This is a genomic window from Streptomyces sp. NPDC048191 (genome assembly GCF_040652655.1).
In the GTDB taxonomy this organism is placed as follows: domain Bacteria; phylum Actinomycetota; class Actinomycetes; order Streptomycetales; family Streptomycetaceae; genus Streptomyces.
In genome coordinates, this window is the sequence record NZ_JBEZMO010000007.1 from 113,747 (window position 1) to 138,737 (window position 24,991).

Annotated in this window: 20 protein-coding genes and 1 pseudogene; 15 read left to right on the forward strand and 6 right to left on the reverse strand. The window is 72.8% G+C overall.

What is annotated here, in order from left to right:
• The first annotated feature begins 68 nt into the window (after nt 1-68).
• From AB0D93_RS14365 to AB0D93_RS14390, 6 genes and pseudogenes are all read left to right on the forward strand, one after another.
• On the forward strand, nt 69-455 hold the full coding sequence (locus AB0D93_RS14365; RefSeq protein ID WP_362118512.1) for an MGMT family protein: 387 nt from the start codon (nt 69-71) through the stop codon (nt 453-455).
• Between the two features lie 257 nt (nt 456-712).
• Nucleotides 713-4,261, forward strand: coding sequence for a UvrD-helicase domain-containing protein (locus AB0D93_RS14370; protein WP_362118515.1), 3,549 nt, complete (start codon nt 713-715; stop codon nt 4,259-4,261).
• Between the two features lie 116 nt (nt 4,262-4,377).
• A pseudogene (locus AB0D93_RS14375) lies at nt 4,378-7,987 on the forward strand (ATP-dependent DNA helicase).
• Between the two features lie 10 nt (nt 7,988-7,997).
• Complete coding sequence (locus tag AB0D93_RS14380; RefSeq protein WP_362118518.1) at nt 7,998-9,401, forward strand: dipeptidase; 1,404 nt, start codon at nt 7,998-8,000, stop codon at nt 9,399-9,401.
• 155 nt (nt 9,402-9,556) lie between these two features.
• A complete protein-coding gene (gene nudC / locus AB0D93_RS14385) occupies nt 9,557-10,501 on the forward strand; it encodes an NAD(+) diphosphatase (protein ID WP_362118521.1) in 945 nt (314 codons plus the stop codon).
• Nucleotides 10,502-10,510: 9 nt separating this feature from the next.
• Nucleotides 10,511-11,134 (forward strand): class I SAM-dependent methyltransferase, encoded by a 624-nt coding sequence (locus tag AB0D93_RS14390; protein ID WP_362118524.1) that lies wholly within the window; start codon nt 10,511-10,513, stop codon nt 11,132-11,134.
• A 143-nt stretch (nt 11,135-11,277) separates the two neighbouring features.
• On the opposite strand, the gene AB0D93_RS14395 is transcribed toward AB0D93_RS14390, so the two are convergent.
• Entirely contained in the window at nt 11,278-11,442 is a 165-nt protein-coding gene (locus AB0D93_RS14395; protein ID WP_362118527.1) for a hypothetical protein, read from the reverse strand.
• A 296-nt stretch (nt 11,443-11,738) separates the two neighbouring features.
• Nucleotides 11,739-11,996 carry a mycoredoxin gene (locus tag AB0D93_RS14400; RefSeq protein WP_362118530.1) on the reverse strand — a complete coding sequence of 86 codons (258 nt, stop codon included), beginning with the start codon at nt 11,994-11,996 and terminating at the stop codon, nt 11,739-11,741.
• Nucleotides 11,997-12,121: 125 nt separating this feature from the next.
• Between AB0D93_RS14400 and AB0D93_RS14405 the strand changes: the two genes are divergently transcribed.
• The 5 genes from AB0D93_RS14405 to AB0D93_RS14425 all read left to right on the forward strand — a co-directional run bounded on the left by AB0D93_RS14405 (nt 12,122) and on the right by AB0D93_RS14425 (nt 16,068).
• The gene (locus tag AB0D93_RS14405; protein WP_362118533.1) at nt 12,122-14,374 is read left to right on the forward strand and encodes an ATP-dependent DNA helicase UvrD2; all 2,253 of its coding nucleotides are present in this window, start codon (nt 12,122-12,124) and stop codon (nt 14,372-14,374) included.
• Between the two features lie 164 nt (nt 14,375-14,538).
• Nucleotides 14,539-14,859 carry a hypothetical protein gene (locus AB0D93_RS14410; RefSeq protein WP_362118536.1) on the forward strand — a complete coding sequence of 107 codons (321 nt, stop codon included), beginning with the start codon at nt 14,539-14,541 and terminating at the stop codon, nt 14,857-14,859.
• A gap of 168 nt (nt 14,860-15,027) precedes the next feature.
• Nucleotides 15,028-15,396 carry a WhiB family transcriptional regulator gene (locus AB0D93_RS14415; protein WP_351799421.1) on the forward strand — a complete coding sequence of 123 codons (369 nt, stop codon included), beginning with the start codon at nt 15,028-15,030 and terminating at the stop codon, nt 15,394-15,396.
• A complete protein-coding gene (locus AB0D93_RS14420) occupies nt 15,393-15,716 on the forward strand; it encodes a hypothetical protein (RefSeq protein WP_362118540.1) in 324 nt (107 codons plus the stop codon). The genes AB0D93_RS14415 and AB0D93_RS14420 overlap by 4 nt, the downstream gene beginning before the upstream one ends.
• A 139-nt stretch (nt 15,717-15,855) precedes the next feature.
• Complete coding sequence (locus tag AB0D93_RS14425) at nt 15,856-16,068, forward strand: hypothetical protein (RefSeq protein ID WP_362118543.1); 213 nt, start codon at nt 15,856-15,858, stop codon at nt 16,066-16,068.
• A 49-nt stretch (nt 16,069-16,117) separates the two neighbouring features.
• Here AB0D93_RS14425 and AB0D93_RS14430 read toward each other — a convergent pair whose 3' ends face one another.
• Both AB0D93_RS14430 and AB0D93_RS14435 read right to left on the reverse strand, forming a co-directional pair.
• Nucleotides 16,118-17,491 (reverse strand): AarF/ABC1/UbiB kinase family protein, encoded by a 1,374-nt coding sequence (locus tag AB0D93_RS14430; protein WP_362118546.1) that lies wholly within the window; start codon nt 17,489-17,491, stop codon nt 16,118-16,120.
• The gene (locus AB0D93_RS14435) at nt 17,484-18,701 is read right to left on the reverse strand and encodes a TOMM precursor leader peptide-binding protein (protein WP_362118550.1); all 1,218 of its coding nucleotides are present in this window, start codon (nt 18,699-18,701) and stop codon (nt 17,484-17,486) included. The genes AB0D93_RS14430 and AB0D93_RS14435 overlap by 8 nt, the downstream gene beginning before the upstream one ends.
• Before the next feature lie 354 nt (nt 18,702-19,055).
• On the opposite strand from AB0D93_RS14435, the gene AB0D93_RS14440 reads away from it, so the two are divergent.
• The 4 genes from AB0D93_RS14440 (at nt 19,056) to AB0D93_RS14455 (ending at nt 22,974) form a co-directional block, all read left to right on the forward strand.
• Nucleotides 19,056-19,652 carry a M48 family metallopeptidase gene (locus tag AB0D93_RS14440; RefSeq protein WP_362118553.1) on the forward strand — a complete coding sequence of 199 codons (597 nt, stop codon included), beginning with the start codon at nt 19,056-19,058 and terminating at the stop codon, nt 19,650-19,652.
• A 129-nt stretch (nt 19,653-19,781) separates the two neighbouring features.
• Nucleotides 19,782-21,509, forward strand: a complete 1,728-nt coding sequence (locus AB0D93_RS14445) for a TerD family protein (protein WP_362118556.1) — start codon at nt 19,782-19,784, stop codon at nt 21,507-21,509.
• 11 nt (nt 21,510-21,520) lie between these two features.
• The gene (locus tag AB0D93_RS14450; RefSeq protein WP_362118559.1) at nt 21,521-22,201 is read left to right on the forward strand and encodes an AIM24 family protein; all 681 of its coding nucleotides are present in this window, start codon (nt 21,521-21,523) and stop codon (nt 22,199-22,201) included.
• Between the two features lie 17 nt (nt 22,202-22,218).
• Nucleotides 22,219-22,974 carry an AIM24 family protein gene (locus AB0D93_RS14455; protein ID WP_362118562.1) on the forward strand — a complete coding sequence of 252 codons (756 nt, stop codon included), beginning with the start codon at nt 22,219-22,221 and terminating at the stop codon, nt 22,972-22,974.
• 39 nt (nt 22,975-23,013) lie between these two features.
• Here the strand turns inward: AB0D93_RS14455 and AB0D93_RS14460 are convergent, their stop codons facing one another.
• Both AB0D93_RS14460 and AB0D93_RS14465 read right to left on the reverse strand, forming a co-directional pair.
• Nucleotides 23,014-23,529, reverse strand: coding sequence for an NUDIX hydrolase (locus tag AB0D93_RS14460; RefSeq protein WP_362118565.1), 516 nt, complete (start codon nt 23,527-23,529; stop codon nt 23,014-23,016).
• Entirely contained in the window at nt 23,526-24,944 is a 1,419-nt protein-coding gene (locus AB0D93_RS14465; RefSeq protein WP_362118568.1) for a zinc-dependent metalloprotease, read from the reverse strand. Before AB0D93_RS14465 ends, AB0D93_RS14460 begins: the two co-directional genes overlap by 4 nt.
• Between the last annotated feature and the right edge of the window lie 47 nt (nt 24,945-24,991).

Genomic DNA, 24,991 nt, shown 5'->3' on the forward strand with positions numbered 1-24,991 from the left:
CGGGGGCGAGAGGGCCGTTCCGCGCCGTCCGCGCGGCGATGTCGGTGGGGTGCGGCAGGATGGGACGAATGAGCGAGCAGAGCCCTGCCGAGGACACCCGCGAGGAGTACGCGGATGCGCTGCCCGACTACGCGGAGCGGGTCCTCGAGGTCGCCGACCGGATCCCGCCGGGGCGGGTCATGACGTACGGCGACGTGGCCGAGTGGCTCGAAGAAGGGGGCCCGCGCCAGGTCGGCCGGGTGATGTCGCTCTACGGGGGCGCGGTCCCGTGGTGGCGTGTGGTGCGTGCCGACGGCGTGCTGCTGCCCGGCCACGAACTGCGCGCACTCGCCCACTACCGCGCGGAGGGGACACCGCTGAAGGAGGCGGCCAGGAGCGCCGGGGGGCATCTGCCGCGGCTCGACATGCGGCGGGCCCGGTGGGACGGCGGTACGGGCGCAGGGGGTCACATCTGACAGCTTCCGCCATCGGGCGCCGTCGGCGAGAGCCCCTGGCCCATACGGGTGACTCGGGGGACACCCGTGGCATGACGTACGTTCGTGAGACGTGGGACTCGCGTGGTGCCGGCGTCGCGAGGGAAGAAGCGGAAGCTCTGCTTCCGTCCGGTGCGGCGGCGTAGCGTCGGCTGCACGGGTCCCGCTCACCCCGCGGCCACCGCCTCGCACGCGTGACCGCCCGCCCGCCAGCACAACCACCAGGACCGGCTGATCACGTGAGCTCCTCTTCCTCCACCAGGCGCCTGCCGCACCTCCAGGTGCGGCAGGGGGGTCGTGGCGCTTACCGACTGGTCCGTACCCCGCCGGCCGCCGTGGACCCCCCTCCTCTGGACGCGGCACAGCGCGCCGTGGTTGACCACCGGAACGGACCCCTCCTCGTCCTCGCCGGTCCGGGCACCGGCAAGACCACGACCCTCGTCGAGTCCGTGGCCGCGCGGATCGCCCGGGGCGCCGACCCCGAGCGCATCCTGGTGCTGACGTTCAGCCGCAAGGCCGCCGTCGACCTGCGCGACCGCATGGCCCAGCGCATCGGCGCCGCCCGCGCACCCCGGGCGACCACCTTCCACTCGTACTGCTACGCCCTGGTGCGCGCCCACCAGGACAGCGGACTGTTCACCGAACCGCTGCGCCTGCTCTCCGGCCCCGAGCAGGACGTCGCCGTCCGCGAGCTGCTCGCCGGGCAGCCCGAGCTGGAGCGCCTCGGACTCACCCAGGTGCGCTGGCCCGACGAACTGCGCGCCTGCCTGACCACGCGCGGCTTCGCCGACGAGGTCCGCGCGGTCCTCGCCCGCAGCCGCGAGCTGGGCCTCGCGCCCGACGCGCTGGACGCCTTCGCCCGCCGTACCGGCCGCCCCGACTGGCGCGCCGCCGCCGCGTTCCTCGCCGAGTACCTGGACGTGCTCGACCTGCAGGGCGTGATCGACTACGCGGAACTGGTGCACCGCGCGGTCCTGCTCGCCCGCCGCCCCGAGAACGCCGCACGGCTCGCCGCCCAGTACGACGCCGTGTACGTCGACGAGTACCAGGACACCGACCCCGCCCAGGTACGGCTCCTGCACGCGCTGGCCGGCGGCGGCCGGGCCCTGGTCGCCTTCGGCGATCCCGACCAGTCGATCTACGCCTTCCGGGGCGCCGACGTGAACGGCATCCTCGACTTCCCGGCGGCCTTCCCGCGCGCGGACGGCCGTCCCGCGCCCGTGGAGGTGCTGCGCACCTCCCGCCGCTCCGGCGCCGCCCTGCTGGCCGCCACCCGCCTGATCACCCAGCGCATGCCGCTGACCCGGCTGCCCGCCGACAAGGTCCGCGCCCACCGCGAGCCCACCGCCGTACGGGACGGCGGCCGTGTCGAGGCCTACACGTACCCGACGGCCGGTACGGAACTGGACAACATCGCGGACATCCTGCGCCGCGCGCATCTGGAGGACGGCGTCGCCTGGAGCGACATGGCCGTCCTGGTCCGCGCCGGATCCCGCACCCTGCCGACCCTGCGCCGCGCCCTCACCGCCGCCGGCGTCCCGGTGGACATCGACGGCGACGAACTGCCCCTGCGCCACGAACCGGCGGTGGCCCCCCTGCTGACGGCCCTGCGCGCGGTCGCCACGGCGGAGGCCCGGCACCACGGGGAGAACCCCGCCGCCGAGGCCGAGCCGCCCACCGACGCGCAAGGAGCCGAGGACCGGGACACCGGGGCCGAGGCGGGCAACGCGGAAGAGGCCGCCCCTCAGACAGCCGACGCCCAGGCTGCTGACACCCAGGAAGCCGGCGCTCAGGAAGCCGACGCCCAGAAGGCCAACGCTCAGGAAACCGGCCCCCAGGAAGCCGACCCCCAGAAAGCCGGCGTCCGAGAAGACGGCACTGACGGCACGGCGGAGCAGAGCGCGGACGCCGCCTCCTGGCTCGACACCGAGACCGCGCTCACCCTGCTCGCCTCCCCCCTCGCCGCCATGGACCCGGCCGATCTGCGCCGCCTCGGCCGTGCCCTGCGCGAGGAGGAGCGGGCGGCGGGCAACCCCCTGCCGCCCCCCTCCGACGTACTGCTCGCCCGGGCACTCGCCGAACCCGAGCGCCTCGCCGTCCACGACCCGGCGTACGCGCGCGGGGCGCAGCGCCTCGGCGCGCTGCTGCGCACGGCCCGCGAGCGCCTCGCGGACGGCGGTACGGCCGAGGAGGCGCTGTGGGACCTGTGGGAGGGCACACCGTGGCCCGCCCGCCTGGAACGTGCCGCCCGGCGCGGCGGAGCGGCCGGCCGCAACGCCGACCGGGACCTGGACGCCGTCTGCGCGCTGTTCGCCACCGCCGCGCGCGCGGAGGAGCGCACCGGAGGCCGTGGCGCCCTGAACTTCCTGGCGGAGACCGAGGCCGAGGACATCGCCGCCGACACGCTCACCCGCCGCGCGGTACGCCCCGACGCCGTCCGTCTGATGACCGCGCACCGCTCCAAGGGCCTGGAGTGGCGCCTGGTCGTCGTCGCCGGAGTCCAGGAGGGCCTGTGGCCCGACCTGCGCCGCCGGGGCTCCCTGCTGGAGGCCGACCGCATCGGCCGCGACGGACTCGCCGAACCGCTCACACCGGGCGCACTGCTCGCCGAGGAGCGCCGGCTGTTCTACGTCGCCGCCACGCGCGCGCGTGAACGCCTCGTCGTCACCGCCGTGAAGGCACCGGCCGACGACGGCGACCAGCCCTCCCGCTTCCTGACCGAACTCGGCGTCGAGCCCCGGGACGTCACCGGCCGCCCCCGCCGCCCGCTGTCCGTGGCCGCGCTCGTCGCCGAGCTGCGCGCCACCACGGTCGACCCGCGCGCGTCCGCCGCTCTCCGGGAGGCCGCCGCCCGTCGTCTGGCCCGGCTCGCCGCCCTCGCCGACGAGGACGGCCGCCCGCTGGTGCCCTCCGCGCACCCCTACCGCTGGTGGGGCATGTACGACCCGACCGAGAGCAAGGTGCCGCTGCGCCACCGCGACCGGCCGGTCGTGCTCTCCGGCAGTGCCCTCGACCAGCTCGCCAACACCTGCGCGCTCCAGTGGTTCCTGGGCCGCGAGGTGAAGGCCGACGCCCCGGCCACCACCGCGCAGGGCTTCGGCAACGTCGTCCACGTCCTCGCCGACGAGGTCGCCTCCGGACGCACCGCGGCCGACCTCGACGTCCTCATGGAACGCCTGGACTCGGTGTGGAACGCGCTCGCCTTCGACGCGCCCTGGAAGTCGCAGCAGGAGAAGGACAACGCGCGCGTCGCACTCGAACGCTTCCTGAACTGGCATGTGCTGGACCGCACCGGGCGCACCCCGGTGGCGAGCGAGCAGGACTTCGACGTCACCCTCGAGGCGGGCGACTACCAGGTCCGCATCCGCGGCCAGATGGACCGCGTGGAGACGGACGGAGAGGGCCGCGCCTACGTGGTGGACTTCAAGACCGGCAAGCAGGCCCCCAGCGCCGCCGAGGTCGCCCGCCACCCCCAGCTCGCCGTCTACCAGCTCGCCGTCCACGAGGGCGCCGTGGACGAGGCCTTCGACGGCACGCGTCCCGAACCCGGTGGCGCCGAGCTGGTGCACCTCAGGCAGGGCGCCGCCAACCGCGACGGCGGCGACGGCCTGCCCAAGGTGCAGACGCAGGAGCCGCTGTCGGGGGAGTGGGTCGGCGACCTGCTGGCCACCGCCGCGGGCAAGGTCCTCGACGAGCGGTTCGCGCCGAACACCGGCCAGCACTGCACGCACTGCGCCTTCCGCGCCTCGTGCAGCGCCCGGCCCGAGGGCCGCCACGTGATCGAGTGAACCACCGGAAGGTGCCGGAGTGACGTACGGCACCACAGGCGCTGACCTGCGCCTCTTCCTCTCCGGAGGGCCGATCGGAGCTCGGTTGTCAGTCCCCGCCGCTAGCCTCTTTCGACATGTCCGCCCGCATCACCGACCCCGAGCAGCTCAAAGAGCTCCTCGGCATCCCGTTCACCCCGGAGCAGACGGCCTGCATCACCGCGCCGCCCGCGCCGCAGGTGATCGTGGCCGGAGCCGGGTCGGGCAAGACCACCGTGATGGCCGCCCGCGTGGTCTGGCTGGTCGGCACCGGCCAGGTCGCCCCCGAACAGGTCCTCGGGCTGACCTTCACCAACAAGGCCGCCGGTGAACTGGCCGAACGCGTGCGCAAGGCGCTCGTCAAGGCCGGCGTCACCGACCCGGACGCGCTCCCGTCACCCGGCCACCACCCCTCGACGACAGCGCCTCGCGCCGAGCCCTTTTGGCCGGACCCGGACAACCCGCCCGGCGAGCCGCTGATCTCGACGTACCACTCCTTCGCCGGCCGCCTGCTCACCGACCACGGCCTGCGCCTCGGCCTGGAGCCCACCTCCCGGCTGCTCGCCGACGCCACCCGCTACCAGCTCGCCGCGCGCGTGCTGCGCGAGGCCCCCGGGCCCTACCCCGCGCTGACCCGTTCCTTCGCCGACCTCGTCAGCGACCTGCTCGCCCTGGACTCCGAACTCGCCGAACACCTCGTCGGCCCCGAGGAGCTGCGCGCCTGGGACACGGACCTGCTGCGCACCCTGCAGAGCGCCAAGCTCACCAACGCCGACCTGCGCAAGGTGCCGGAAACGGCCGCTGCACGCCGTGAACTGGCCGACCTCGTCGGGCGCTACCGGGCCGCCAAGCGCCAGCGCGACCTGCTCGACTTCGGCGACCAGATCGCCCTGTCCGCCCGCCTCGCGGTCATCCCCGAGGTGGGCCGGCTGCTGCGCGAGGAGTTCCGCGTGGTGCTCCTGGACGAGTACCAGGACACCTCCGTGGCCCAGCGCGTTCTGCTGGCGGGCCTGTTCGGCGGCGGCACGGGCCACCCGGTGACCGCCGTCGGCGACCCCTGCCAGGCCATCTACGGCTGGCGCGGCGCCTCCGTCGCCAACCTGGACGACTTCCCCGCGCACTTCGCGCACGCCGACGGCCGCCCCGCCACCCGGCAGGCACTCAGCGAGAACCGCCGCAGCGGCGGCCGCCTCCTCGACCTCGCCAACGGCCTCGCCGAGCCGCTGCGCGCCCTGCACGCGGTCGTGGAGGCCCTGCGCCCCGCCCCCGGCGCCGAGTACGACGGCACGGTCCGCTGCGCCCTGCTGCCGACCCACGCCGAGGAGATCGACTGGATCGCCGACTCGATCGCCCACCTCGTGCGCACCGGGACCGCCCCCGGCGAGATCGCCGTACTGTGCCGCACGGCGACCGACTTCGCCGAGATCCAGGGCGCCCTCGTGGCCCGGGACCTGCCCGTCGAGGTGGTCGGCCTGTCCGGCCTGCTGCACCTGCCCGAGGTCGCCGACCTCGTCGCCGTCTGCGAGGTCCTCCAGGACCCCGGAGCCAACGCCTCCCTGGTGCGCCTGCTGACCGGACCGCGCTGGCGCATCGGCCCCCGCGACCTCGCCCTACTGGGCCGCCGCGCCCGCCTGCTGGTCGCCCACGCGCGCGTGGACGACACCGACGACCCGGACCGCCGGCTGGCCGCGGCCGTCGAAGGCGTCGACCCGGCCGAGGTGACGTCGCTCGCCGACGCCCTCGACACCTTCCTCGAATCACCCATGGAGGACGACCGCGAAGACGACGGACTGCCGTTCTCGCCGGACGCCCGCGTACGCTTCGCACGCCTGGCCGCCGAACTGCGCGACCTGCGCCGCTCGCTGTCCGACCCGCTGATGGACGTCCTGCACCGCGTCCTCGCCGTCACCGGTCTGGAGGTGGAGCTGTCGGCGTCCCCGCACGCGCTGGCCGCCCGCCGCCGCGAGACCCTGTCCAACTTCCTGGACGTCGCCGCCTCCTTCGCGGCGAGCGACGCGGAGGCCACCCTGCTCGCCTTCCTGGGCTTCCTGCGCACCGCCGCGCAGTACGAGAAGGGCCTGGACAACGCCCTGCCCGGCGGCGAGAACACCGTCAAGGTGCTCACCGCCCACAAGTCCAAGGGCCTGGAATGGGACGTCGTGGCCGTGCCCGGACTCGTCAAGGGCACGTTCCCCAGCGCACAGGGCCGCGAGAAGTGGACGGCACAGGCCAAGGTGGTGCCACACGCCCTGCGCGGTGACGCCGAAACCCTGCCCGACATCGACAGCTGGGACGCGCGCGGCATGAAGGCCTTCCACGAGGCCATGAAGGACCACCAGCACACCGAGGAGCTCCGCCTCGGCTACGTCACCTTCACCCGCCCCCGCTCCCTGCTGCTCGGCTCCGGCCACTGGTGGGGGCCCAGCCAGAAGAGGAAACGCGGCCCCTCCGACTTCCTCCAGGCCCTCCACGACCACTGCGCCGCCGGGCACGGCGAGACCGAGGTGTGGGCCGAGGAGCCCGCCGAGGACGAGGAGAACCCCGCCCTGCACACGGCCGGCGCCGACCAGGTGTGGCCGCTCCCACTCGACGCCGCCGCCCTGGCCCGCCGCCGCGCGGCCGCCGAGACCGTCCTCGCCCACCTGGACACCCTCGCCGCCCAGGACGGCGGCCGGCCGCCCGCCAGGCACGACCCCGCCCCCCTCGACGACCCGGACTGGCCCCCACCCCCGGACGACGACCCCTACGGCGACGAGCCGTACGACACGTACGACGAGGACTTCCCTTACGACGAGGACCCCTTCGAAGACGAGGAACCGCCGTACGGCACGGACACCCCCGGCGCGCACGACCCCGCCGACCGGGACGACCGGAGCGCCGACCGGCGGCCGACCGTCCCGCACCAGGCGGCCGCCCCGCCGCGATCCCCCGCCGAGCCGCGCCATCCCGCCGACCTCACCCCCGAGGAGGCCCGCACCATCGCCTCCTGGGACCGTGACCTGGACGCGCTCACCGGAGAGCTGCTGCGCGCCCGGCAGGCCGTCACCGACGTCCCGCTGCCCGCCACGCTCACCGCGTCCCAGCTGCTGCGCCTGTCCGAGGACCCGGACGGGCTCGCACAGGAACTCGCGCGCCCCATGCCCCGGCCCCCGCAACCGGCCGCGCGCCGGGGCACCCGGTTCCACGCCTGGGTGGAGGCCCGCTTCGAGGAGCTGACGCTGCCCCTGCTGGAACCGGACGAGCTGCCCGGCACCGACGCCGAGATCGCGGACGAGAACGATCTGGAAGCCCTCAAGGAGGCCTTCGAACGCAGCGAGTACGCCCGGCGCACCCCCTACCGGGTCGAGGCCCCCTTCCAGCTCACCCTCGCCGGCCGCGTCGTACGCGGCCGCATCGACGCCGTCTACAAGCACGGCGACGGCGCCGGGGCGACCTACGAGATCGTCGACTGGAAGACCGGCCGCACCCGCACCGCCGACCCGCTCCAGCTCGCCGTGTACCGGCTGGCCTGGGCCGAGCAGCAGGGCGTGCCCCCCGAGGCGGTCACGGCCGCCTTCCTGTACGTGCGCAGCGGCGAGGTCGTACGACCGCCGGACCTGCCCGGCCGGGCCGCCCTGGAACGGCTCCTCACGGAAGACTCCGAAGTGGCGCACCGGACACCCGGAGTGTGACGAACCGCCCGCCGAGGTTGTCGGTGCGGGCCGATAGGCTCGTGAGCATGAGCCAGACCCCGGACAGCGCCGTCCGCACGTACATCGAGCAGCACCGCGCCGCCTTCCTCGACGACCTCGTGGCATGGCTGCGCATCCCCTCCGTGTCGGCCCAGCCCGACCACGCACCCGACGTACGGCGCAGCGCCGACTGGCTCGCCGCCAAGCTCGCGGAGACCGGTTTCCCGACCGCCGAGGTCTGGCAGACCCCGGGCGCCCCGGCCGTCTTCGCCGAGTGGCCCTCCGGCGACCCCGAGGCACCCACCGTCCTCGTCTACGGCCACCACGACGTGCAGCCCGCCGCCCGCGAGGACGGCTGGGACAGCGATCCCTTCGAGCCGGCCGTCCGCGGAAACCGGCTCTACGCGCGCGGGGCGGCCGACGACAAGGGCCAGGTGTTCTTCCACACACTCGGTGTCCGCGCCCACCTCGCCGCCACCGGCCGCACCGCTCCCGCGGTCAACCTGAAGCTGCTGATCGAGGGCGAGGAGGAGTCCGGCTCCCCGCACTTCCGTGCCCTCGTCGAGGAACACGCGGGACGGCTCGCCGCCGACGCCGTGGTCGTCTCCGACACCGGCATGTGGTCCGAGGACACCCCGACCGTCTGCACCGGCATGCGCGGCCTCGCCGAGTGCGAGATCCGGTTGTACGGCCCGGACCAGGACATCCACTCCGGCTCCTTCGGCGGCGCCGTACCCAACCCGGCCACCGCGGCCGCCTGCCTGGTCGCCGCCCTGCACGACGAGCACGCGCGTGTGGCGGTCCCCGGCTTCTACGACGGCATCGTGGAGCTGACCGACCGCGAGCGCGAGCTGTTCGCCCAGCTCCCCTTCGACGAGGAGCGCTGGCTGGACACCGCCAAGTCCCGCGCCGCCCACGGCGAGGCCGGTTACAGCACCCTCGAACGCATCTGGGCCCGTCCGACCGCCGAGGTCAACGGCATCGGCTGCGGCTACCAGGGCCCCGGCAGCAAGACGATCATCCCGTCCTCGGCCATGGTGAAGCTGTCCTTCCGGATGGTCGCGGGGCAGGACCCCGACCACATCGAGAAGGCCGTCCGCGCCTGGGCCGAGACCCAGGTGCCCGCCGGGATCCGGCACGAGATCGCCTTCGGCGCGGCCACGCGCCCGTGCCTGACCCCGCTCGACCACCCCGCGCTGCAGTCCGTCGTCCGCGCCATGGGCCGGGCCTTCGACAAGCCGGTCCGCTTCACCCGCGAGGGCGGCTCCGGACCCGCCGCCGACCTGCAGGAGGTCCTCGGCGCCCCGGTGCTCTTCCTGGGCATCTCCGTCCCCTCCGACGGCTGGCACGCCCCGAACGAAAAGGTCGAGCTGGACCTTCTCCTCAAGGGCGTCGAGACCAGCGCCCACCTGTGGGGTGACCTGGCCGAGCACTGGCGCCCCACGACCTGACCGGCAGGCGCCGTACGGAAAGGCACGGCGCGCGGGGCACACTGGAGGGACCGCCCCGCCCGCCCCGCCCGCGCCCGGACCGGTGCCCTCCCGCCGTACGCCCCGCCGAACCACCCGCCGAACGAACCGCTGCACTGGGGGAGTTGGAAGCACCCGTGACCACCTGGACCGACGACACAGCCGATCGACCCATCTCGCTCACAGCGCCCAGCGGCATCGACCGCGCCGCGCACCACCGGCTCGACGAGGCCTGGCTCGCGGCGGCGTGGAGCCACCCCACGACCCGCTGCTTCGTGGTCTCCGGCGGCCAGGTGCTCATCGACGAGACGCCGGACGGCCGCACCGAACTCGTCACGACACCCTCCTTCGAGGCCCCGCTCACCGAGGCGCACCGCTACTTCCTCGGCATCGACGAGGAAGGGGTCAGCTACTTCGCGCTCCAGAAGGACGCGCTGCCCGGCCGCATCGACCAGTCCGCGCGTCCCGCGGGGCTCCGCGAGGCGGGCCTGCTGCTCTCGCCGCGCGACGCCGGGCTCATGGTGCACGCGGTGGGCCTGGAGAACTGGCAGCGCACCCACCGTTTCTGCTCCCGCTGCGGCGAACGCACGGTCATCGCCGCCGCCGGCCACATCCGCCGCTGCCCGGCCTGCGGCGCCGAGCACTACCCGCGCACCGACCCCGCCGTGATCATGGCAGTGACCGACGCGGACGACCGCATCCTGCTCGGCCGCCAGGTCCACTGGCCCGAGGGCCGCTTCTCCACGCTCGCCGGTTTCGTCGAACCCGGCGAGTCCATCGAGCAGGCGGTCCGGCGTGAGGTCTCCGAGGAGGTCGGCGTCACCGTCGGTGCCGTGGAGTACGTGGCCAGCCAGCCCTGGCCCTTCCCGTCCAGCCTGATGCTCGGTTTCATGGCCCGGGCCACCTCGACCGAGATCGAGGTGGACGGCGACGAGATCCACGAGGCCCGCTGGTTCTCCCGCGAGGAGCTCCACGACGCCTTCGAGTCCGGCGAGGTGCTGCCGCCCTACGGCATCTCGATCGCGGCCCGCCTGATCGAGATGTGGTACGGCAAGCCGTTGCCCACGCGCAGCTTCGTCTGAGGCGGCCGGGTGGCGGACGACCCGTACTGGAACCACAACGTCCATTACCACCGGGCCGTGCTGGCAGCTCTGCCCGACGGCTGCCGCACGGCCCTGGACGTCGGCTGCGGCGACGGCCTGCTGGCCCGCAAGCTCGCGACCAGAGCGGCGCGGGTCACCGGCGTGGACCGCTCGCCGGAGATGATCCGCCAGGCCCGCGCACAGCAGCCCGGGAACGTCACCTTCGTGGAGGCCGACTACCTGGACGGTGCCGCGCTGCCCGCGGGTGCCTACGCGTTCGTGAGCGCGGTCGCGGTCGTGCACCACACCCGCTTCGAGGACGCGATCGCCGCCCTGACCCGGCTGGTCGCGCCCGGCGGCCGACTGGTCGTGGTCGGGCTCGCCTGCGACCGCACCCTGCGCGACCGGCTGATCAGCGGCTGCGGCCTGCCCGTGAGCAGACTGCTCGCGCGCTTGCGCGGCGGCAAGGGCGGCCCGGCCGGCGTGCCCATGGAGGACCCCTCCATGCCCTGGGCCGAGGTCCGCGAAGCCGCCCACCGCCTCCTGCCCGGCTGCACCTACCGCCGACGGCTGCTGTGGCGCTACGTCGTGGTCTGGGACAAGGCACACCGGACACAGCAGGGCGGCCCCTGAAACAAGCCTCAGGGGCCGCCCTTGCCGTGATCACCGCGGAAACCCGCGGAGCGTATGCGCCATCGCCGACTCCAAAAAGGAGCTGGGCGTGAGGTTCCCGGCCGCGCCAGAGGTTGTGGGAAGCCGCCGGCGCGGCCGGTTGATCACTTGCGGTCGGCCCGGAGTTCTTCGCGGACGTCGCGAACGGACCGGATCGCCGTGATCATCTTTTGGGAAAGCGCGGGGACCTGGTCGAAGAGGTGTCCCACAACAGTGAAACCCCCTACGACCGCTGCTGTCCCGACGGTCACCCATCCCGCCAGTTCCATGTAGCTCCTTTCGGAAGAGCCAGAGGTGACTCCGGACCGCCACCTCCCACAGGGGCGGCCCGAACGCCACTTCAGCTCTGCTCTCTTCCGCGAACTACTTGGCCTTTTGGGTGAGTTGAGTCTACCGCCCGGAGTTGCTCCGTCGCTGGGCTCTTGGAGGCGAGCCGTGACTTCAGCGTTGCTCACCGGCTTTCCCCTCCCATCGACAGTCCTCGTCGCGTTCGATGCTTCCGACCCGCGACACACAAAACCCCCGATCAGCCGTCGAAGCCGTCGGGGGTCGTGTGGCGCGAGGGTCAGGCGGTGAGGGCCTGCTTCACCTGGGCGAGGCTCGGGTTCGTCATCACGACCTCGTCGCCACCTGCGGTGGGAACCACCCGAACAGTGGGGACCGTCTGGTTTCCGCCATTCGCCTTCTCCACGAAAGCGGCGGACTCGGGGTCCTGCTCGATGTTGATCTCGGTGTAGGCGATGCCCTCACGGTCCAGCTGGCTCTTCAGCCGCCGGCAGTAGCCGCACCAAGTCGTGCTGTACATCGTCACAGTGCCCTGCATGTCTCTCGCGCTCCTCAGGCAGCTCGGAAAGTCGTCCTGGGGGAGAACGTACGCGAGCCGTGGGCCATTCCCACCCGGGGTATCCACAGGCGGCTGTGACGCCTGCCGCATTCATACGACAATCGGTGCCCCCCTGTGGACAACCGGCACGGCGGTCCCGTGCGACCTGGCAGCATGGCCGTGTGACAGCAGCAACGCACTCCACCCTCTTCCCGCAGGCACCGGACTCTGCCGACGCGGTGCTCGAAGGGCTCGACCCCGAGCAGCGCGCGGTGGCGACCGCCCTGCACGGCCCGGTGTGCGTCCTGGCCGGAGCGGGCACGGGCAAGACCCGCGCGATCACGCACCGCATCGCCTACGGCGTGCGCGCGGGCATTCTGCAGCCGTCCAGCGTGCTCGCCGTCACCTTCACCAACCGCGCGGCCGGAGAGATGCGCGGCCGGCTCCGCCAGCTGGGCGCCCACGGCGTGCAGGCCCGCACCTTCCACTCCGCCGCCCTGCGCCAGCTCCAGTACTTCTGGCCGAAAGCGATCGGTGGGGGCATGCCCCGGCTCGTCGACCGCAAGATCCAGCTCGTCGCCGACGCGGCCGCGAGCCTGGGCACCCGGCTCGACCGCGGCGAGCTGCGGGACGTCACCGCCGAGATCGAATGGTCCAAGGTCACCCAGACCATCCCCGCCGACTATCCGTACGCGGCCGCGAAGGCCGGTCGCGAGGCCCCCCGCGACCCCGCCGAGATCGCCCACCTCTACGCGGCCTACGAGGACCTCAAGCGCGACCGCGCGGTGATCGACTTCGAGGACGTCCTGCTGCTCACCGTCGCCGTCCTGCAGGACCGGCACGACATCGCCGAACAGGTCCGTGCCCAGTACCAGCACTTCGTCGTCGACGAGTACCAGGACGTCAGCCCGCTGCAGCAGAGGCTGCTGGAGCTGTGGCTCGGCGACCGCGACAACCTGTGCGTGGTCGGCGACGCCAGCCAGACCATCTATTCGTTCACCGGAGCAACGCCCGACCACCTCCTCGACTTCCGCGCCCGGCACCCCGGCGCCACGGTCGTCAAACTCGTCCGCGACTACCGCTCCAGCCCCCAGGTGGTCCGCCTCGCCAACGGCCTCCTCGCCCAGGCCCGCGGCCGCGCCGCCGACCATCGGCTGGAACTCGTCTCCCAGCGCCCGGCCGGCCCCGAACCCGTCCACACCGAGTACACCGACGAGCCCGCCGAGGCCGAAGGCGCCGCCCGCCGTATCCGCGAGCTCATCGACGCCGGCGTCCCGGCCGCCGAGATCGCCGTGCTGTTCCGTACGAACGCCCAGTCCGAGACCTACGAGCAGGCCCTCGCCGACGTCGGCGTCCCCTACCAGCTGCGCGGCGCCGAGCGCTTCTTCGACCGGCCCGAGGTACGCAAGGCCGGCGTCGCCCTGCGCGGCGCGGCCCGCTTCGGCGGCAACGACTCCTTGCTGGACGACGCCGTGGACCTGCCCTCCCAGGTGCGTGCCGTTCTGTCCGGCGAGGGCTGGACCAGTCAGCCGCCGGCCGGCTCCGGCGCCGTCAGAGAGCGCTGGGAGTCCCTCGCCGCCCTCGTCAACCTCGCCCAGGACCTCGCCGCCGCCCGGCCCGGCGCCACCCTCGGCGACTTCGTGGCGGAGCTGGACGAGCGGGCGAACGCCCAGCACGCCCCGACCGTCCAGGGCGTCACCCTTGCCTCCCTGCACGCCGCCAAGGGCCTGGAGTGGGACGTCGTCTTCCTGGTCGGTGTGGCCGAGGGCATGCTGCCCATCACCTACGCCAGGACCGACGAGCAGATCGAGGAGGAACGCCGGCTGCTCTACGTCGGCGTCACCCGCGCGCGGGAACGGCTCCAGCTTTCCTGGGCCCTGTCCCGCTCGCCGGGCGGCCGTCCGAACCGCCGCCCGAGCCGCTTCCTCGACGGACTGCGTCCCGGCACCACGGCAACCGTCGGCCACAGCGGTGCCGGGGGCACCGGAGGTGTCGAGCGGGGAACGGCCGGGGGCTTCGCCGCCGTCCCCCGGCGGGCCCAGCGCACCCCCGCCCGCTGCCGGGTCTGCGGCCGCACGCTCACCGACGCGGGCGAGATGAAGCTGATGCGCTGCGAGGACTGCCCCTCGGACATGGACGAGGGGCTCTACGAACGGTTGCGGGAGTGGCGGGCGGTCCAGGCCGCGCGCAGCGGCCAGCCGGACTTCTGCGTCTTCACCGACCGCACTCTGATGGCCATCGCCGAGGCGCGGCCCGAGAGCCCCGCCGAGCTCTCCCGCATCCCCGGCGTCCTCAGCCGCAAGCTGCGCAGCTACGGAACCGAGGTTCTGGCCATCTGCGCAGGCCAGGACGTCGGGGAAGCCGACGGGGACGACTGATGCGAACTCGTCGAAAAAATAGTTTGCGCATGCCCCAGCAATCCCCATAGGTTCTAGGCACGGATGCAGCGGCCTTCTCCAAGGCCCGGCCTCCGTGATGTACTTGCATATCCGAACGGACTGGCTCACCCCAGTCCCTCAGACGCCGAGAGGAGGCGAGTCCAGTGATCAGCATCAACAGCAGCACCATCAGCACGGCCAAACTGACCGATCGCTCGGCCGTCTCCCTGTGCATGCTCGGCGCCTCCCACCAGGGCACCGGTCTGTCCGGCATTCGTGCCGCCCGTCCGGCGTCCTCCCTCGCTCTCGCGGGCCTCCCTGTCCGTGAGCGCAATGAGCGACCGACCAAGGCACTGGAAGCGGTAGCGGCACAGGCGCAGGCCTATGCCTTTGCGGCGGCCGGTGCCGGATTCCGGAAGCAGACGACGCAGCACCACGAGATGTGGGCCTTCCGTGGGCCAAAACCCTGGAGTGATCCAGCCTGATCCGATCAGGCCGGCGCCTTCAGGGCCGCGGAACCCCATCCGGGATCCGCGGCCCTTCTGTTTTCCCCGAACGGGGACGACGGAGCGAGGGGGCCTCGGGAAAAAGAACCCGGTACCAAGCCGACACCCGGTCAACTGGCCGGAACGACCAGACGAGGAAGACCAATCGTGCAACTCGAAGCGCACGCCCCGTCCGTACCGCCTTCACAGACGATCCCCCCGCCCGGCCTCACGGAGGACCCCACCTTGATCCCCCTCACCGCGCTCACCGCGCTCGACGACGCCATCGAGAACCTCGGTGTACCCGTCCCCTGCCGCTCCTACGACCCGGAGGTCTTCTTCGCCGAGTCGCCCGCGGACGTCGAGTACGCCAAGTCCCTCTGCCGCACCTGCCCGCTGATCGAGGCCTGCCTCGCCGGCGCCAAGGAGCGGCGTGAGCCCTGGGGTGTCTGGGGTGGCGAGCTGTTCGTCCAGGGTGTCGTCGTCGCCCGGAAGCGGCCGCGTGGTCGCCCGCGGAAGAACCCGGTCACGGCATGAACATCGCAGGAACGATCGACCGCCCCCTCACGCACGACCCCAAGAAGCAGGCCCCGATGAAGCCGTCCACCAGCGAGCCCGCAGGCTCCGCGACCGAAGACGTCACCACCACCGGCGCGACCGAAGCGCGCCAGAACAGGACCCGTGAGATGCAACTCATGCAAGAAGCCCTGGCTCGTGCGCATATGCACGAGCGACTCCATGACGCTGTGCGGGAACGCCGGGCCGTGCGCCTGGCGGTCGCCCAGCGGATGCAGCGCCGGGCCGAGCGCGCCTCGCTGCGCGCCCGCCGGGCGCTCGCCATGGCGGTCATGCAGTAACGATCACGCCGACAGAAGCGGTGGCCTCCCGGCACAGGGAGGCGAAGCCTTCTGCACGGGGGCCGGTCCGGCCGAACGGACCGGCCCCCGCCGTGCGTTGCACCCGGCGATCCGCCGCCGGCGGAGTTATCGTCACCGGGTGACGAGTCTTCCCGGAGGAAGTGATCAGGGCGGCTCCACTGCGGAGCGCCGCGTGCTCGTGTGCGCCCGCTGCGGCACCCCCGCCGACGGGCCCCCGCCGGCCACCTGGACCTGCTCCGTGGAGAACGGCGTCCGCCAGTACTTCTGCGACACCTGCTCTCGCGAGAACCTGAGGGCCATCGAGGGGCGGCTGGACTCGGCGTGGTGGTGAGAACCGGCGCCGGGGGCCCGCCGTCGGTGCCGACGGCCGGGATGACGGATCACGCCTCCGCCGCCGGCTCCTCCTCGGTCAGTTCGAGGGCGTCCGGGACGAAGCCCGGCAACCACTCCTCCAGCTCGTCCCGGAGCCGCACCGTGGCGCCCAGCTGGCACAGTACGCCGATCGTGCTGAGCGTCACCCGGTGGATCAGCAGATAGGCCGGCGGCAGGTTGAGCCGCTTGCCCAGCTGGTAGGCGGGGGAGCGGGGGTCGGCGATGCGGGCGGCCTGGTTGCGCATCCAGCTGCGGGTGAAGGTGAACGCCTCGACCCGGGCCGGTTCGATGATCGGCAGCAGGTAGTCGAGAACCGCGTCGGGGTCCAGCTCTATGGACTCCTTCACGAATCCCTCCTCGCAGAGGAGCTCGTAGACCGTGTCGGCCTCGCCGTCCAGGGTCATGCGGAGGGAGATGCCGATCGGCAAGGGCAGTCCGCCCGGCAGCCGGTCGACCGTGCCGAAGTCCAGGACGCCCAGGCGCCAGTCGTCCTCGCCGGCGGGGCCGCCGGGCAGCAGCCGGAAGTTGCCCGGATGCGGATCGGCGTGCAGCAGGCCGGTGCGGGCCGGGCCCGAGAAGAGGAACCGGGCCAGGAGCTGGCCGGCCCGGTCGCGCTGCTCCTGGGTGCCGTCCGAGATCACCTCCGACAGCGGGATGCCGTCGATCCACTCGGTCACCAGGACCTGCTCGCACTGGTGCACCACCGCCGGGACCAGCACGTCCGGGTCGTCGGCGAACTCCTCCGCGTGAGCCGTCTGGGCCTGCGCCTCCAGGCCGTAGTCCAGCTCCTCCGAGACCCGGTCCTTCAGCTCCGCGATGAGCGGCTTGATGTCCATGCCGGGGATCAGCGGGCCCAACAGGCGGGCGAAACGGCTCAGTTGGCCCAGGTCGGAGATCAGGGCCTCGCCGGCGCCCGGGTACTGCACCTTGACCGCCACCTCGCGGCCGTCGTGCCAGACGGCCCGGTGCACCTGCCCGATCGAGGCCGCGGCGGCCGGTTTGTCCTCGAACTCCTCGAACAGGTCGCGCCAGTCCGGCCCCAGCCGCTCCTCGAGCACGGCGTGCACCGTGCGGGTCGGCATCGGCGGTGCCGCCTCCTGGAGCTTGGTCAGGGCCGCGCGGTAGGGCCCGGCGATCTCCTCGGGCAGCGCGGACTCGAAGACGGACATGGCCTGCCCGAACTTCATGGCCCCGCCCTTCAGCTCTCCGAGGACCCGGAACAGCTGCTCCGCCGTGCGCTGTTGGAGTTCCCGCCCGACGATCTCCGCGGACTCGCCGACGATCCGCTTGCCCAGCCCCCAGGTCGCCCGGCCGGCGAAGCCGAGCGGGAGCGCGGCGAGCTTGGCGGTACGGGTGACCGCCTTCCGGGGAAGATCAGACATGCGCCCTCCAAGTCCCAGTCGGCCGCGTCGAGCCTGCCATGCGTCGTAGCTCCGGCGACGGCCGTTGCACCGCCATTGTCGCGCGCGGTGCGCCGCCGGTTGAGGAGTGCTCCCTCTTCTTACCTCTCTCCGTCGCGCCGCACCCGCATGCCGGATGCGGCGGGACCGGCCGGGCCTGCCAGTGAAGCCCGGGCGGGGAGACCTCCCAGCGGGTGTTCGTGCCCGACGGCGACTCCCCGTCGAGGAAGGTCAGCGCGTGTGCCGCGGCGAGCCCCGCGACCGTCGTGGCCAGCGTGAGGTCGCAGGCCCCGACCCGGCGGGCCCTGGCGCACCGCCACTGGGCGGTCAGCCGGGGCCAGGCCGGATCCCGGTCCGTGTGGCCGAGGTGCAGGCAGCGGGCACAGCCCGAGTCGCCCGGCAGCACGAGTGGTCCGACGACACCGGTGCCCTCGACGACCCCTGCGTACAGATGTGGTGTTCCGGAGGCCATGAGCGGCTCGGCGGCGGCCGGGTCGGGTGCGTGCACGGCCACCTCGTCCCGGGGCGTGAGGATCACCAGGGTGAGGCCCGGGTCCTTGCCGCCGGAGCCGGGGGTGTGGGCATGGCGCGGCGGGCGGTCGGGCGCCGCCCGGCGCACGGCGGCCCGCGCCGCCCTGTCCCGGCGCTCGCCGACCGACTCCACGGGCAGGCCGCCCGGCGCCACGTCCCACGGCTCCACGCGTCCCGTGTCCCGCACGTCGACCTCACCGACCCCGGCGCCCGAGAGCAGCGACGCCAGCACGGCGCCGACCCGGCCCGCGCCGCGCACCTGCACGCGCAGCGCGCGGCGGGCGGCGAGCCGGGCGAGCGCGTCGCCCGGCTCGGCCGTGGTCAGGGACAGCGCGGCGAGGTCGGGGCGCAGCCGCCGTAGGACGTCGGCCTTCTCGCGCAGTGCGTCCGCGGCCGGTCCGCCGCCACGCGCGTCGTCGACCAGGCCGGCGCGGGTCAGCCGCTCCAGCAGGGTGTCGACGCGGTCGTCCGGGAGGTCCATGCGGCGGCCCTCCTCGCGCAGCAGCGGCAGACCGCGCGTGCCGTTGAGCAGGTCCAGGAAGCCGCGTGTCGCCGGATCCATCGGTCCCAGCGTCAGCGCGTGCGCCGGGGTCATCCCGAACTGCACGGTGTCGCGATCACGCCAGCCGCGCCGCAGCGCGGGCTTCAGCATCGGATGCATGACTGACCCCCCGTATCGGTGGAAAGCATCCCGTAACGTCTCGGTGCCGGTGGGGCCGGTCACGCTCCGCCGACACCCGCCAGCATGCCGCGTCCGTCTGTCCGGCGCCGAGAGTTGTCCACAGGCTGAAGGTGTTTGTCGTATGAGCCGATTGAATAACGCTCGGCGAACAAATCGACTGAAATCCTCCAAATTGACAGGGCGAAGCCCGTCGAAACCGGACATGCGGGGTCGGGTAAACCGGATCTGTGGATCAGTCGTAGGAATCATAAGAATCAAACGCACGGTGGGGGATCGGCACCGAACCGATCCGGAGCCGGGACTTTGGCCATGCCCAGCGGGTAACGTCGGGGCGTGCCCGCCGACCCACTGCACCGCGCCGGAAAGCCACAGCGCAGCACGACGAGCCAGCCGCCCGGCGGCTCGGGGGCGAGCGCGATCGAGGTCCGCAGGAGTTCCCGGCGCCGCCGGACGGTCTCCGCGTACCGCGAGGGCGATCGCACCGTCGTACTGATCCCCGCCCGGATGTCGAAGGCGGAGGAACAGCGCTGGATCACCGTCATGCTCGACAAACTCGCCGCCCAGGAGAGCAAGCGGGTACTCGGCGACGCCCAGCTGGCCGAGCGCGCCGAGCGGCTGTCGGCCCAGTACTTCGACGGCCGGGCGCGCCCCGCCTCCGTGCGCTGGGTCACCAACCAGAACACCCGCTGGGGTTCGTGCACCCCGGCCGAGGGCAGCATCCGGCTCTCGCACCGGCTGCAGGGGATGCCGGAATACGTCGTCGACTACGTGCTCTGCCATGAGCTGGCGCACCTGCTGGTGCCCGGTCACGGACCCGACTTCTGGCGGCTGCTGGAGTCGTACCCGCGCACCGAGCGGGCCCGCGGCTACCTCGAAGGGGTCGTCGCCGCGGAACGGCTGCCGCACGTGCCCGGGGCGCGCGGGGAATGAGCCGGGCGCCCTGCGTCCGCCTCCGGGCGCGGTTGTGTACCGGGTCTGTACCGGCTGCGTCCGTTGTCCGACTTTGCCGTTAGCCTGGCGCGACGCACTCGCATTCGGGATGGGGGACGGTCGTAACGCATGGCCAGGGAATTCCAACGCGGCCACAAGGCCAGGATCAGTGACCTCACGGCGGGCACCGATCTGTACGTAGGCGTGCAGATCTCCGCCCCCGGACTGACCTTCGACATCAGCTGCTTCGGTCTGGACGCCGACGAGCGCCTCTCGGACGACCGGTACTTCGTCTTCTTCAACCAGCCGAAGACCCCGGAGGAGTCCATCCAGTTGCTGGGTGCCCAGGCGGGCGACACCGAGTCGTTCCGGGTCACGCTGGACCGCGTCCCGGCGCACATCCGCAAGCTGTCCTTCACGGCGACCATCGACGGCTCCGGGCAGATGTCGCAAGTCGCCCCCGGCTACCTGCGGATCGTGGCGGGCGGCGAGGAGGTCGCGCGGTACGCCTTCAACGGCGCGGAGTTCTCCACCGAACGGGCCGTGATGCTCGGCGACTTCTACTTCAAGGACGGCTGGCGGTTCGCCGCGGTCGGACAGGGCTTCGACGGCGGTCTGGAGGCGCTGCTGAAGAACTTCGGCGGCGAGGTGCTGGAGGAGGAGGCGCCCGCCGCCCCGCAGAGGCCGCAGACCGGCGCCGCCCCCGGCTTCGCCCCGCCCGCGTTCGCCGCCCCGGCCACCCCCACGCTCGCGCCTGCCCCGGCACCCGCTCCGGCCCCCGCGCCGCAGCCCGCCGCCCAGGGTTTCGCGCCGCCCGCCGGTGGCACGCCCCCGCAGGGCTTCACGCCGCCCACCGGTCACACCCAGCCCCCGGCGCCGGCGCCGGCGCCCGCGCCGAACGTGCACGCCGCGCCCACGGTCATCGCCCCCCTGACCCCGCCCGCCGGCGGCACCGTCCATCCGCCCGGCCCGGCCCCCGCCCCGTACGGCCAGCCGCAGCAGCAGCCGTACGGCCAGCCGCCCCAGCAGCCGTCGTACGGCGGCCAGCCGACCGCGCAGCTGCCCCCCGGCTACGGTCAGCAGCCGGCCCCTTACGGCGGCGGGCCCACCCCGCCCATGCCCCCGGGCTACGGGCAGGTCCCGGGCCAGCAGCAGCCCGGCGGCTACGGAGTGCCGCAGGGCGCCCCGCAAGGCGGTGCCGGTGTGACGGCCGCATTGCAGACGTACAAGGAGACGCCCACCGGGCAGCGCTGGACGCAGCAGAACAAGAAGCTCATGCGCGTCGACCTCGGCATCGGCGGGCAGCCCGTGCTGGCCAGGCAGGGCAGCATGGTGCTCTACCAGGGCAAGGTCGACTTCAGCTACAAGGGCGCCGGGTTCGCCGGGCGGATCGTGGGCAGCGCCACCGGCCAGGAGATGCAGCTGATGCGCTGCACCGGCCAGGGCCAGGTGTTCCTCGCCGAGAACTCCACGCATGTGCACCCCGTCGAGCTCCAGGGTGACGCGATCTGCGTGTCCGCGGAGAACGTCCTCGCCTTCGACGAGGGCCTCCAGTACGAGGTGCGCCGCATCGAGGGCCACGGCATCCCCGGCGGCGCGCTGTTCACCATGCAGTTCCAGGGCACCGGCACGATCGTCGTCAAGACGCACGGCACGCCCGTCGTGCTGCCGGTCACGCCGACCACCTTCGCCGACTGCAACGCCGTCGTCGCCTGGTCGGCCGCCTCCCAGGTGATCGTCTCCAGCCAGGTCCGCATGCGCCGCAACGCCTACCCCGGCGACACCGGCGAGAGCGTCAACCTCCAGTTCCGGGGCGCACCCGGCAACTTCATCGTCGTCCAGCCGTACGAGGTCTGAGGGAGCCCGTCATGAACCAGCCGCTCGCGGGCTTCGCCCCCGCACCCGTCGGCGCCCGCATGGAGAACCACGGCAAGCACATGCTGAAGGTCGCCATGCAGACCGGAAACGACCTCCTCGCGCGCGTGGGCTCGATGGTCGCCTACGAAGGCTTCGTCCAGTACGAGCCCAACCCGCCGGCCGTACGCCAGATCGCCCGCGACTGGATCACCGGCGAGGGCGCGCCCCTGATGAAGTGCACCGGCGACGGCCTGCTCTACCTCGCCGACTACGGCGCGAACGTCGTCGTGATCAACCTCAACGGCGACGGCATCTCCGTCAACGCCACCAACCTGCTCGCCTTCGACGCCCATCTGACGTGGGGTGTCGAGCGGGTCAAGGGGCTCGCGAAGTTCGCCGGGCAGGGACTGTGGAACACGAAGATCTCCGGGCAGGGCTGGGTCGCGCTGACCTCCCGGGGCGAGCCGATCGTCGTCGACTGCGGCGGCGGCGAGGACGAGACGTACGTCGACCCGGACGCGCTCGTCGCCTGGTCGCCGAACCTGAAGGTGAAGGGCAAGCGCAGCTTCAAGGCGCAGTCCCTGATCGGCCGGGGCAGCGGTGAGGCCTACCAGATGGCCTTCTCCGGCCAGGGCATCGTCGTCGTCCAGCCGAGTGAGGACAGCACCGACCGCATCCGGATCCGGGGCTGAGGGGGAGCCAGAAAGCCATGCAGAGCCCGCTTTTCGCGCACAACGACCTCCAGACGCAGGAGCGCTGGAGCCTGCAGAACTCGCAGCTGCTCCGCGTCACCCTGGAGGGACACGACGACATCCTCGCCCGCAAGGGCACCATGGTCGCCTACCAGGGACTGGTGGAGTTCGACGCCGAGTACCGCAGCAACAACCAGGCACGCGCGCGTGCGTACACCGGCGAGGGCCTGGACCTGATGCGCTGTCACGGGCAGGGCACGGTGTACCTCGCCAATCTCGCCCAGCACGTGCACATCATGGACGTCGAGCAGGACGGCCTGACCGTCGACAGCTCCTACGTCCTCGCCATGGACTCCTCGCTGCACTACGAGGTCATCGCCGTCGACAGCCTCTACGGCATCTCCGGCTCCGGGAAGTACCAGCTCAACATCACCGGGCGTGGCCGGGTCGCCCTGATGACCTCGGGTGCGCCACTGCTGATGCAGGTCACGCCCGACAAGTACGTCAACTGCGACGCGGACGCGATCGTCGCCTGGTCCACCGGGCTGCGCGTGCAGATGCAGGCCCAGACGCACTCCTCCGGAGTGTGGCGCCGGCGCGGCAACACCGGTGAGGGCTGGGAGCTGAGCTTCATGGGCTCCGGGTTCGCGCTCGTCCAGCCCAGCGAGCTGCTGCCGCCGCAGAACGCGGTGATCGGGCAGGGACTCGCCGCCCAGTTCGGCATGGGACAGCACGGGGCGCGCGGGCAGAACCAGGGGAACGTCTGGAGCTGACGCAGGTAAGGGGTGACGATCACGTCACCCCTTACCTGTTCAGAGGCGTGCGCGCGTCGCGTCGAGCAGGCGTACGACCGATGCGTCGGCCACGTCACGCACCTCGTCGTAGGCGAACCAGCGCAGGTCGAGCGACTCGTCGCTGATCACCGCCTCGGCTCCGCGCGGGGCGAGGGCGGCGTACTGCACGTCCAGATGCCACGCGCAGGGCGTATGGTGCCGGTCCAGGCGGACCGGAGCGCTCTGCAGCAGGCGCAACGAGGAGATGCCGGACTCCTCCGTGGCCTCGCGGAGCGCGGCGGCCGCGAGCGTGCTGTCGCTCTGCTCGCAGTGCCCGCCCATCTGCAGCCACATGCGCAGCTTCCTGTGGAGCGTGAGCAGGACCCGCTCGCGCTCCGGGTCGATCACCAGGGCGCTCGCCGTGATGTGCCCGTCCTTGCAGCTCTTCCACATCCCGCCGGGATGAGCGTCCAGGTGGTTCAGATAGACCTGACGAAGATCTTGCTGGTCCTGGTACTTCTCCAGTACCTGCACCGCGTCACCGTGAAGGGTCACTCCGAGTCGTCGTCCTTTTCCGGCTTCCCGGCGGAGCCGTCCGCCGCTTCGCCCAGCATCTTGTCCAGCTCGGAGAAGTCCAGCTGCTCGCGGTGCACGAAGCCGTCCGGGTCGTCCAGGTCGGTCGCCGTCGGCAGCATGTCCGGGTGGGCCCACAGGCCGTCCCGGCCGTCGACACCGCGCGCGTCCGTGAGCGAGGCCCACAGGCGGGAGGCGTCGCGCAGCCGGCGTGGGCGCAGCTCCAGGCCGATCAGCGTGGCGAACGTCTGCTCGGCCGGGCCACCGGTGGCGCGGCGGCGGCGCAGGGTCTCGCGCAGGGCGTCGGCGGACGACAGACGCGGCTTCGCGGCCGCGTGGACCACCGCGTCCACCCAGCCCTCGACGAGCGCCAGAGCGGTCTCCAGACGGGCCAGGGCGGCCTTCTGCTCCGGCGTGTCCTCCGGCTGGAACATGCCCTGCTGCAGCGCGTCCTGCAGCTGCTCGGGGTTCTGCGGGTCGAACTGGCCGACCACGTCCTCCAGCTTGGCCGTGTCGACCTTGATCCCGCGCGCGTAGCCGTCGACCGCGCCGAACAGGTGCGAGCGCAGCCACGGCACATGCGCGAACAGGCGCTGGTGGGCCGCCTCGCGCAGGGCCAGGTACAGCCGCACCTCCTCCTGCGGCACGCTGAGGTCCTTGCCGAACGCCTCCACGTTGGCCGGGAGCAGCGCGGCCTTGCCGGCCGGGCCGAGCGGCAGACCGATGTCCGTGGAGCCGACGACCTCGCCCGCGAGCACGCCCACGGCCTGCCCGATCTGCGTGCCGAACATGGCGCCGCCCATCGAGCGCATCATGCCGATCAGCGGGCCCGCCATGGCCTGCATCTCCTCCGGCAGGACGTCGCCCATGGCCGCGCCGACCCGCTCGGCGACCGGGTCGACCAGCTCCTGCCAGGCGGGCAGGGTCGCCTCGACCCACTCCGCGCGGGACCAGGCCACCGCCGAGGCCGAGCCCGACGGCAGGGAGGTCGCGTCGTCCAGCCACAGGTCGGCCAGCCGGACGGCCTCCTCGACCGCCCTGCGCTCGGCCGGGCCGACGCTCGCGTCCTTCGTGCCGTCCGGCGTGCCCTGGGCGACCGTCTGGCGGGCGATCTGCTTGGCCATCTCCCAGTTCACCGGACCGCCCTCGTAGGAGAGCATCTGGCCCAGCTGCTGGAAGGCGGCGCCCAGATCGTTGGGGTTCAGGGACCCGAACATGGCTGCGAGCGGATTGTCGGCGCCGGGACCGCCAAAGCCTCCGGCTCCGGGCAGGCCGCCGAAGCCGAAGGGGTTGGCCGGTCCCTGCCCACCACCGCTCTGCTGGTCCTTCTTCTTGCCCTCGTCGCCGTCCTCCGGCTCCTCCGGCGGAAGGCCGAAACCGAATGGGGTGTCACTCACGGGATTCCTCGGCTGGTAAGGCCGCCGGTTCTCTCCGGCGGCGCGGC

What these genes read in the sequence shown, in the direction of transcription:
- AB0D93_RS14365 (WP_362118512.1), top strand. Translation starts at nt 69, where the DNA reads ATGAGCGAGCAGAGCCCTGCCGAGGACACCCGCGAGGAGTACGCGGAT.
- AB0D93_RS14380 (WP_362118518.1), top strand. Translation starts at nt 7,998, where the DNA reads ATGAGCCAGACCCCGGACAGCGCCGTCCGCACGTACATCGAGCAGCAC.
- AB0D93_RS14395 (WP_362118527.1), bottom strand. Translation starts at nt 11,442, where the DNA reads ATGGAACTGGCGGGATGGGTGACCGTCGGGACAGCAGCGGTCGTAGGG.
- AB0D93_RS14400 (WP_362118530.1), bottom strand. Translation starts at nt 11,996, where the DNA reads ATGCAGGGCACTGTGACGATGTACAGCACGACTTGGTGCGGCTACTGC.
- AB0D93_RS14420 (WP_362118540.1), top strand. Translation starts at nt 15,393, where the DNA reads ATGAACATCGCAGGAACGATCGACCGCCCCCTCACGCACGACCCCAAG.
- AB0D93_RS14430 (WP_362118546.1), bottom strand. Translation starts at nt 17,491, where the DNA reads ATGTCTGATCTTCCCCGGAAGGCGGTCACCCGTACCGCCAAGCTCGCC.
- AB0D93_RS14435 (WP_362118550.1), bottom strand. Translation starts at nt 18,701, where the DNA reads ATGCATCCGATGCTGAAGCCCGCGCTGCGGCGCGGCTGGCGTGATCGC.
- AB0D93_RS14445 (WP_362118556.1), top strand. Translation starts at nt 19,782, where the DNA reads ATGGCCAGGGAATTCCAACGCGGCCACAAGGCCAGGATCAGTGACCTC.
- AB0D93_RS14450 (WP_362118559.1), top strand. Translation starts at nt 21,521, where the DNA reads ATGAACCAGCCGCTCGCGGGCTTCGCCCCCGCACCCGTCGGCGCCCGC.
- AB0D93_RS14455 (WP_362118562.1), top strand. Translation starts at nt 22,219, where the DNA reads ATGCAGAGCCCGCTTTTCGCGCACAACGACCTCCAGACGCAGGAGCGC.